The organism is bacterium, assembly GCA_027622355.1.
In the GTDB taxonomy this organism is placed as follows: Bacteria; UBA8248; UBA8248; order UBA8248; family UBA8248; genus JAQBZT01.
Window position 1 is genome coordinate 1 of sequence record JAQBZT010000134.1, and the last position, 7,894, is coordinate 7,894.

The 7,894-nt window shown below is 60.2% G+C and carries 8 protein-coding genes and 1 tRNA gene; 2 read left to right on the forward strand and 7 right to left on the reverse strand.

Going from position 1 to position 7,894, the window contains the following annotated elements; translation table 11 throughout:
* Nucleotides 1–93: 93 nt before the first annotated feature.
* From O2807_08940 to O2807_08970, 7 genes are all read right to left on the reverse strand, one after another.
* Nucleotides 94–1,263 carry a prolyl oligopeptidase family serine peptidase gene (locus O2807_08940; GenBank protein MDA1000621.1) on the reverse strand — a complete coding sequence of 390 codons (1,170 nt, stop codon included), beginning with the start codon at nt 1,261–1,263 and terminating at the stop codon, nt 94–96.
* A 207-nt stretch (nt 1,264–1,470) separates the two neighbouring features.
* A complete protein-coding gene (locus O2807_08945) occupies nt 1,471–2,658 on the reverse strand; it encodes an alpha/beta hydrolase (protein MDA1000622.1) in 1,188 nt (395 codons plus the stop codon).
* Nucleotides 2,659–2,863: 205 nt separating this feature from the next.
* Entirely contained in the window at nt 2,864–3,436 is a 573-nt protein-coding gene (locus O2807_08950) for a hypothetical protein (protein ID MDA1000623.1), read from the reverse strand.
* A 132-nt stretch (nt 3,437–3,568) separates the two neighbouring features.
* Nucleotides 3,569–3,645, reverse strand: a tRNA-Pro gene (locus O2807_08955).
* A 6-nt stretch (nt 3,646–3,651) separates the two neighbouring features.
* Nucleotides 3,652–4,323 carry a protein-L-isoaspartate(D-aspartate) O-methyltransferase gene (locus tag O2807_08960; protein MDA1000624.1) on the reverse strand — a complete coding sequence of 224 codons (672 nt, stop codon included), beginning with the start codon at nt 4,321–4,323 and terminating at the stop codon, nt 3,652–3,654.
* An 11-nt stretch (nt 4,324–4,334) separates the two neighbouring features.
* Nucleotides 4,335–5,087, reverse strand: coding sequence for a 5'/3'-nucleotidase SurE (gene surE, locus O2807_08965; protein MDA1000625.1), 753 nt, complete (start codon nt 5,085–5,087; stop codon nt 4,335–4,337).
* A 170-nt stretch (nt 5,088–5,257) separates the two neighbouring features.
* Complete coding sequence (locus O2807_08970) at nt 5,258–5,452, reverse strand: hypothetical protein (protein MDA1000626.1); 195 nt, start codon at nt 5,450–5,452, stop codon at nt 5,258–5,260.
* Between the two features lie 313 nt (nt 5,453–5,765).
* Between O2807_08970 and O2807_08975 the strand changes: the two genes are divergently transcribed.
* Nucleotides 5,766–7,058 (forward strand): O-acetylhomoserine aminocarboxypropyltransferase/cysteine synthase, encoded by a 1,293-nt coding sequence (locus tag O2807_08975; GenBank protein MDA1000627.1) that lies wholly within the window; start codon nt 5,766–5,768, stop codon nt 7,056–7,058.
* A gap of 71 nt (nt 7,059–7,129) precedes the next feature.
* Nucleotides 7,130–7,612 (forward strand): CoA-binding protein, encoded by a 483-nt coding sequence (locus tag O2807_08980; protein MDA1000628.1) that lies wholly within the window; start codon nt 7,130–7,132, stop codon nt 7,610–7,612.
* The last annotated feature ends 282 nt before the right edge of the window (nt 7,613–7,894 follow it).

Below are 7,894 nucleotides of genomic sequence, written 5' to 3' on the forward strand. Positions count from 1 at the left end.
ACAGCAGATTCCTCAGTCGCTGCGGGCCCCACCCTGCGCTCCTTCGGAATGACACCACGGGTCCGTTGTGCAAATTGACCCACTACCTGCCGCTCATCCGGACTTTGTGTGCCCGCCCAGGACCTCGGCCGCGAAATCGGCCATGTAGTCGTTCGCGATCTCGCGGTCATCGAAATTGCAGTGTTCGCAGGCCCCCTCCTCGATGGAGAAGATTTTGATCTCGGCGCGGGGGCTGTTCACCGCTCCCTCGACACTCTTGCGGGCGTGCGCGAGCGGCACCTGCCGATCGTTTCCTCCGTGCTGGACGAGATAGGGCACCGTCAGCTTGCCGATCACTCCCTCGAGCTTGCAGCCCGCGGCGACCTTCATCGCTTCTTCCACGGTGTCCTTACCGAACACCCAGAGGAGATGCTCGGTGAAATCCGTCACCGAGGGGGCGTCCCCCGTGCCACCCGCCTTCTTGATGAGCTTCCAGGCGAGCTCCTCGAAGTCCCAGAGTGCCCCCCAGGCGATGCAGCACTTGAAGCGCTTCTCGAAGGCGGCCGCCCGCGTTCCGTAGTAGCCGCCCAGGCTCTGGGCGATCATCCCGATGCGATCGGCGTCCACATCATCGCGCCCCTCGAGATAGTCCACCGCCGCCCCGGCCGGGACCTCGGTCTCCGGGAAGGCGGCCAGCCCCCGCAGGCGGAGCGCCCCGCCCACGCCGGGATGATCCACGTAGAGCACCGAAATCCCCCGCCGGCGGAAGGTCTCGGCGTTCGTGATGTAGGTGGCCTCCTTGATGGAGTCGAAGCCGCCGAAGTGGACCATGCAGGGCTTCCGGCCCTCGCCCGGTGCCCGGGAGAAGACAGAGGGAAGCGTCGTATCCTTATATGGAACTTCAATAAGTTCAGCCTGTTCTCCAGATTTTTCTAGATATAACTTGAAAGTATCGAGGCCCTTTTTATAGGCCTCCAGATTGCGGGGATCGCGGTGGGAGATCAGCCGGTTGGCGTAAAAATGCGCCACCGCCGCCCGCATGAACTTCCGCCCCGCGCTGAGGGGGCGCCCCTGCTCCAAATCGGCCCGGCCCATGCGGGCGAATCTCTCGCCGCACACCGTCCAGGCCTGGTACCAGCGTTCGGGCCCCTGGGGATGGCCCAGCGGGGCCACCTCCTTGAGCCCGGCGCAGACATCATTGATCACCGAGGCCGGCATCCCGCAGCAGCCCATCGCGGAAATCGCCAGCGTCCAGGGGTAGTTTTCCGGGAAATAGTCTTTCATGACGCTCTCCTCCCTTCGGTGCCGAAGCCGCGGTTAGTGTTGCGTTCCAGAAATAGGTTTCGGAAGTCAGCGCCGGAAGCAAAAAATGTCATTCCGAGCGTAAGCGAGGAATCTGTTTTTGAAACAAGCAGATTCCTCGGTCGCTGTGCTCCCTCGGAATGACAAATTTGCCAATGGTCTTATTCAAGGTATTTCCGGGACACGACATTAGATGTACTCCGCCACATAAATGCGCTTGTCGTGGCCCTTCGGCAGGCCGCCATTGAGCGTGTCCAGCATCCAGTCGGCGATGGCCGGGTAGATGTCCGCCGCCACTTCGCCCATCGGGTGGAAGACGCCCTCGTAGAGCCAGTGCTCTTTCGGGCACTTGAGGGTGTTCATGAAGACGTCAATGTCCTCGGGCGGGCAGAGCTCGTCCATGTCGCCCGCGACGAGGAGGTAGTTCGCCTCCAGCTTTTCGGCGATGCCGAGCCAGATGCTGTCGCGCTCCTCGATGAAGGCGTCGAACGCCGCCTCGTCGTGGATGTTCGCCATGTACATGTAGATGCGCCGGAAGTTGGGCTGGGCGTGGTTGAAGATGATGTCCGAGGGGCCGACGTTCGCCATCTGGCCGATGACGGCTTTGGGGCGCTTGTCGTGCGCGCCGATCTCGACCCCCCAGCGGCTCCCCATGCTCATCCCGAAGAGGCCGACGCGGCCGGCGTCCACCTCGGGATGCTCGCAGAGGAAATCAATCACCCGGCTCGCGGCGCGGGCGTAGTTGGAATGATCCACCCACACCTCGTTCATGGTGCACTCGCCCTGGCCGGGGCCGTCCATGACGCAGACGTTCATCCCGCGCTGGAGGAAATAGTTGTTCCAGGGATTCAGATTGTCCTCCTTGACCTGATCCATGCCGGGGATGATGAGCACCGTCGGCTTGGGCCCCGCCCCCTCGGCCGCCATGAAGATGATGTAGGCGCTCTTGCCGTCCTCGAATTCGAGGGCGTGCTTCTCGATCTTGTTTCCGTGCAGCTCGCGGAACTTTTTGTGGCACCGCGCCAGGCCCGCGTACCATTCCACCTTCCGGGGATTGCCGTGTATGGGAATGAGGTGCATCGCCCGTGCCCAGCAGAGCGCCGCGCGGTGGTAGTGCTGGGCGGCGGTGAGGGTGTGGCCTTTCTCCTCGTGCGCCCCGGCGAATTCCTCCTGCTTCGCCGCCTGGTAGGCCCAGGCCTTCGGGAAGGAGCGCCGCCCCTTCACCCGGCTGTAGACCGCCTGAAGATCCACGTAGCGGAAGCCGCGCTCGAGGCGCCCGCCCATGACGCCGGGGTGGAGGATGTCCTCGTTCTCCGAGAGCTTGAGGAAGTTGTCGAAAATCCAGTTTTGACCTGCCCGCGATGGCTGTTGCCGCATAAAAACCCCTTTCCGTGGATGAAAGCGAACGCCTCCTCCCTCTGTTGGGGCGGCCGGATAAAGCCCCCCCCCGGCGAGAAGGTTTTGGCGCGAAATCAGTTGAAGGTATCTGGATTATCTTCGGCGGGATGTTCTGCGGTCAACCGAGATCGGGACTCAGTTCGCGGGGCGTTGCCGCCTTCGGGATAGGCGCAAAAAAAGAGGTTTAATTTGTTCTGTCGAAATTTACCCCAAGTAATCTTCTGAATTCGCCTGCAAGATCTCGTCTGATCTCGGGGACGAGGCCCTCGCTTACATCTTTGTAAACCGCAAAAGCTTTTTTGTAATCTTTGTTGCCTGATTCATTTGAAATTTCATATTCTAGCCATATTTTCCGTAATGTTTCCTCAAGACGTTCTAATTTTTTGGATAATTCCACATTGAAATAAATGATATTTTTTTGGATTAAAGAAATTAGTTTCCTGGCATTTTCAGCGGCCAAATCACCTTTTTCGTCTTTCGTTGGAAGGCCTTCCCCAGTAAATTGAGAGGGATTCATGTAATCTTGAAATGCGCTGTGTGTAGCAACAATTTGATGGTAAATATCTTTAATTATGATTGCTCGCTCATTCAATAGGATTTCAATTTTTTTCTGTTCGTTTGTTGCTTGGCTCTTAAAGGATTCTAATTCCTTGTCGAAAAAATGCTTGATCAAGGATCTGGACAGAAAACCGATTACGCCAGCAACTACACCACCAGTGACGGAATATTGGAGAAGAACTTGGATCCAATCAGGCATAATGTCATTCCGATGCTTAGGGGCTGAAATTACCCCCTTCAAGGAACAAGGGTGTGGCGCATCGAGAAGGCGATATCACCAAGGTCAAGAATGGCACACCAAACCAAAGTATCTGGTTTGTAGAGATTTAATTGGTCGGGGCGAGAGGATTTGAACCTCCGGCCTCCTGCTCCCGAAGCAGGCGCGCTACCAAGCTGCGCTACGCCCCGATAAATTTATTTTCCGTTTTCTCTCCAGCCGTACTTTCCCACCAGCTTGACGAAGACGCAATTCGCAAGGGCCTTGGGCGCGGAGAAGTTTCCGGCCGCATCGCGCGCGATGATCACGAGCTCCTGCCCTTCCCCGCCGCCGAGCGGCATGACCAGCCTTCCGCCGGGGGCGAGCTGCTGCCGCCAGGGCTCGGGGACCTCCGGCGCCGAGGCGGCCGCGATGATGCGGTCGAAGGGTGCCTCGTCTGCCCAGCCGTAGGTGCCGTCCGCCCCCCGGAGCTGAAAGTTCCGGTAGCCCATCTCCTCGAGGCGCGCGCGGGCGGCGTCGGCCAGCTCGCCGATGCGCTCGATGGCGCGGACGCTTCCGGCCAGCTCGGCCAGAAGAGCGGTAACGTAGCCGGAACCGGCGCCGATCTCAAGCACTTTTTCATTTCCTTGAAGAGCGAGGGCCTCGAGGCTGGCGGCCACGATCAGCGGCTGGGAGATGGTCTGCCCGTGGCCGATGGGAAGCGCCTTGTCCGAATAAGCCTCTTCCTCAAGAAAATCGGGCACGAACAGATGGCGCGGCACCCGCCGCATGGCGTCCAGGATGCGCGCATCGCGGATGCCCCGGGCGGCGAGCTGCCCCTCGACCATCTCCTCGCGGGCGCGGGAGTGGCGGCTCTCCCCCCGGTTCATATTCCGGCCCCTTAGCGGAGGTCCCATTGCTCCATCTCTTTCATCGCTTCGAAGTCGGTGAGGTCGAGGCGGATGGGGGTGATGGAAATCTTGTTTTTCGTGATGGCCTCGAAGTCGGTATCGGGCTCGTTCACCCAGCGGAGACCGTTTCCGCCGATCCAGTAATACTCCCGCCCGCGGGGGTCGATTTTTTCGACGATGGTGTCCGCATAAATACGCTTTCCCTGCCGGGTGAAGAGCACTCCGGCGCATGTGTCTTCCGGGATGTTGGGGAAATTCACGTTCAGGAGGACGTCCCGCTTCAGCCCCCGCGCGAGTGTCTCCTCGGTGATGCGGCGGGCCCAGGACTTGGCCAGCTCGAAGTGGAAAGCGCCCCCGTCCTCCCAGCAGAGCGAGAAAGCGATAGCGGGCAACCCGATGAGGGTGGCCTCCATCGCGGCGGCCACCGTCCCCGAGTAGGTGATGTCATCGCCCATGTTGGCGCCCTTGTTGATGCCCGAGAGAACGATGTCGGGCCGGGGCTCTTTGAAGAGGCCGTTCAGGGCCAGGTTTACGCAGTCGGTCGGGGTTCCGTCCACGGCGTACCACCCCTCGCGCACCTTCTCGACCCGGAGGGGGCGGTAGAGGCTCAGGGAATGGCTCGCGGCGCTCTGCTCCCGGTCGGGGGCGACGACAAGGACCTCCCCCAGGGGTGAGACCGCCTCATGAAGGGCCGCTAGGCCGGGGGAGCTGACGCCATCGTCGTTTGAGAGAAGGATTCGCACCATGTATCAATGATTTTCCAGAAGTCGGGCGGAGTGATCCTACCTGAAAACGTGGGGAGTATAGGGGGGCCTTCCGGGTGCGTCAATGCGGGAAGTTTGGGGTGGCGATTTCTTTTTTCGAACCGGAAAAAGGGACCGCGGGGGGCCGGCACATACCGGCGAGGCAGACGCTAGACGACAAGATTGATGTTATTGGGGGACTGGATGACGTCCGCGGCGATCATCGTCACCAACAGGCGCTCGTCGGCCACCTGTTTGGTGGCGACCAGCCGCGCCACATCGGAGCGTGCGGTCGCAATGGCCCCGAAGATCAAGGGCGGCCGGAGGCCGCGCGCTACGGCAGTGATGACATTGGGGTCTGCCATGACTTCTTGCCCCCCTCTGAAAACTCCCGAAAAACAGCAATAAATGCTGAAATCGCTGTGAACCAAATCCCTCTGCTTTTGTACTTATCGGCGGAACGCCGAGGGACTTAAGAAATTCTCCTAGAAAACATGGGATTTTCTCCCTCTTTCCTCCAAAATCAAAAATAACACAAATAAAATCAAATAGATAAAAAACTCTCTGGCCTCGCAACCGCCCTGCGCGTGCCCGCCCTTGCGAAGCCTGCCTTTTGCGTAGAAAATGCGCATCCTCGTTGGAAAAATCATATTTTCTCATTCAGGCAGAGGGAGTGATATGGCAGATGTGAACCGGGAATTTCATTTCGAGACCCGCGCCCTGCACGCTGGACAACGGCCAGATCCCGAGACCGGCGCCCGGGCGGTACCGATTTACCAGACGACTTCTTTCGTTTTCAAGGATTCGGAGCACGCGGCCGCCCTTTTCGGTCTCCGGGAATTCGGAAACATCTACACCCGCATCATGAACCCCACCCAGGCGGTGTTCGAGGAGCGGATGGCCGCTCTCGAGGGAGGCGTCGGCGCCCTGGCGACAAGCTCGGGCCAGGCGGCGCAATTCCTCACCTTTTTCAACTTTCTGGAGGCCGGGGATGAGATCGTGGCCGCGGCCACCCTCTACGGTGGCACCTACACCCAGTTCGACGTCAGCTTCCGGAAGCTGGGCTACAACGTAAAATTCGTGGACCCGCAAGACCCGGAAAACTTCCGCAAGGCGGTGACAGACAAGACGCGCGCCTTCTACTGTGAATCGATCGGCAACCCCCTTTCGAACATTGCCGACCTTGAGGCGATCGCCAAGATCGCCCACGAGGAAGGGGTGCCATTCGTCGTGGACAACACCTTCGCCTCCCCCTTCCTGTGCAACCCCATCCAGTGGGGCGTCGACGTGGTGATCCACTCCACCACCAAGTTCATCGGCGGCCACGGCACGAGCATCGGCGGCGTCATCGTAGATTCGGGGAAATTCAACTGGAACAACGGGAAATTCAAGTCCGTCACCGACCCCTCTCCCGGCTACCACGGCCTGAAGTTCACCGAAACGTTCGGAGAGCTGGCCTTTATCATCAAGGCCCGGGTCGAGGGGATGCGCGACATAGGCTCCTGCGTGAGCCCGTTCAACGCCTTCCTCTTCCTCCAGGGGCTTGAAACCCTCCCGCTGCGGATGGAGCGGCACAGCAGCAACGCCCAAAAGGTGGCCGAGCACCTCGCGGCCGATCCGCGGATCACCTTCGTCAGCCATCCCGGACTGCCGGGCAGCCCCTACACCGCTCTGGCCAAGAAATATTTTCCGAAGGGAAACGGCTCGATCTTCTCGGTCGGGATCAAGGGAGGCTACGCCGCCGCCGTCAAGTTCATCAATGCCCTGCAGCTTCTCAGCCATCTGGCGAACGTGGGCGATGCAAAAAGCCTGGCCATCCACCCGGCCTCGACGACCCACTCCCAGTTGAGCGAGGAAGACATGAAGGCCGGCAGCGTGACCCCGGATCTGGTGCGCCTTTCGGTGGGCATCGAGCACGTGGACGACATCCTCTGGGACATCGATCAGGCCCTCGCCGCCGCGACGAAATAACCCCCCGGCACCCCGCATTCCGGCCCCGGGCCGGGGTGCGGGGCCCGGCTTTTTCCTCTGGAATCCGGCGAATGCCATCCGGCCCCTACCAAGACCCCGCCGTCATCCGCCGCATCCTGGGCCAGATGCGCCGAATCGCCATGGTCGGCCTCTCGGCCAACGAGATGCGGCCCAGCTATTTTGTCGCCTACTACATGAACAAGTCGGGCTACCGGATCACCCCCGTGAATCCCCGCTACGGGGAGATCATGGGAAAGACCTGCTACCCCGATCTTCTCTCCCTTCCCGAGCCGCCCGAGATCGTCAACGTTTTCCGCCGCCCCGAGGAGGTGGAGGAAATCGCGGACCAGGCAATCGCCGCCGGCGCCAAGGCCCTTTGGCTCCAGTTCGGGGTCATCAACGAGGCCGCCGCCCGGCGGGCGAGCGAGGCGGGCCTGGAGGTGGTGATGGACCTTTGCATCAAGATAGAACACGGCCGGATCCGGGGAAATCTCCAGTATGCGGGCATTGATACCGGCATTATCTCCTCCCGGACGGATTCCCGGGAGATTTAGGAGGTTTCGCAATGAGAAATCCGGGTCCGGAGGCAGTTGCACAACTCCCAAAGGTTTCGTCTAATAGGGGGTGGAAGAAGAGCCCTCTTCCAGGAAAACCGGAAAGCCGCCGGGCAAGGTGATAGATGAAACGCCACATCGGAAAGATGGGTAAGGTTTCGGTACTGTTCCTTCCGGCCGCCTTCCTGTTCATGGTTCAGTCCTCGCATGCGCAATCCCCCCTCCCTCATATTTTTCCCGTTTCCGGCACCATGCAAATCATCCGGGCCGGCCAGCCGCCGG

Bases quoted from the DNA above. Each gene is read 5' to 3' on its own strand.
- O2807_08940 (MDA1000621.1), bottom strand. From the start codon at position 1,263: ATGAAAGACTATTTCCCGGAAAACTACCCCTGGACGCTGGCGATTTCC.
- O2807_08945 (MDA1000622.1), bottom strand. From the start codon at position 2,658: ATGCGGCAACAGCCATCGCGGGCAGGTCAAAACTGGATTTTCGACAAC.
- O2807_08950 (MDA1000623.1), bottom strand. From the start codon at position 3,436: ATGCCTGATTGGATCCAAGTTCTTCTCCAATATTCCGTCACTGGTGGT.
- O2807_08960 (MDA1000624.1), bottom strand. From the start codon at position 4,323: ATGAACCGGGGGGAGAGCCGCCACTCCCGCGCCCGCGAGGAGATGGTC.
- O2807_08970 (MDA1000626.1), bottom strand. From the start codon at position 5,452: ATGGCAGACCCCAATGTCATCACTGCCGTAGCGCGCGGCCTCCGGCCG.
- O2807_08975 (MDA1000627.1), top strand. From the start codon at position 5,766: ATGGCAGATGTGAACCGGGAATTTCATTTCGAGACCCGCGCCCTGCAC.
- O2807_08980 (MDA1000628.1), top strand. From the start codon at position 7,130: ATGCCATCCGGCCCCTACCAAGACCCCGCCGTCATCCGCCGCATCCTG.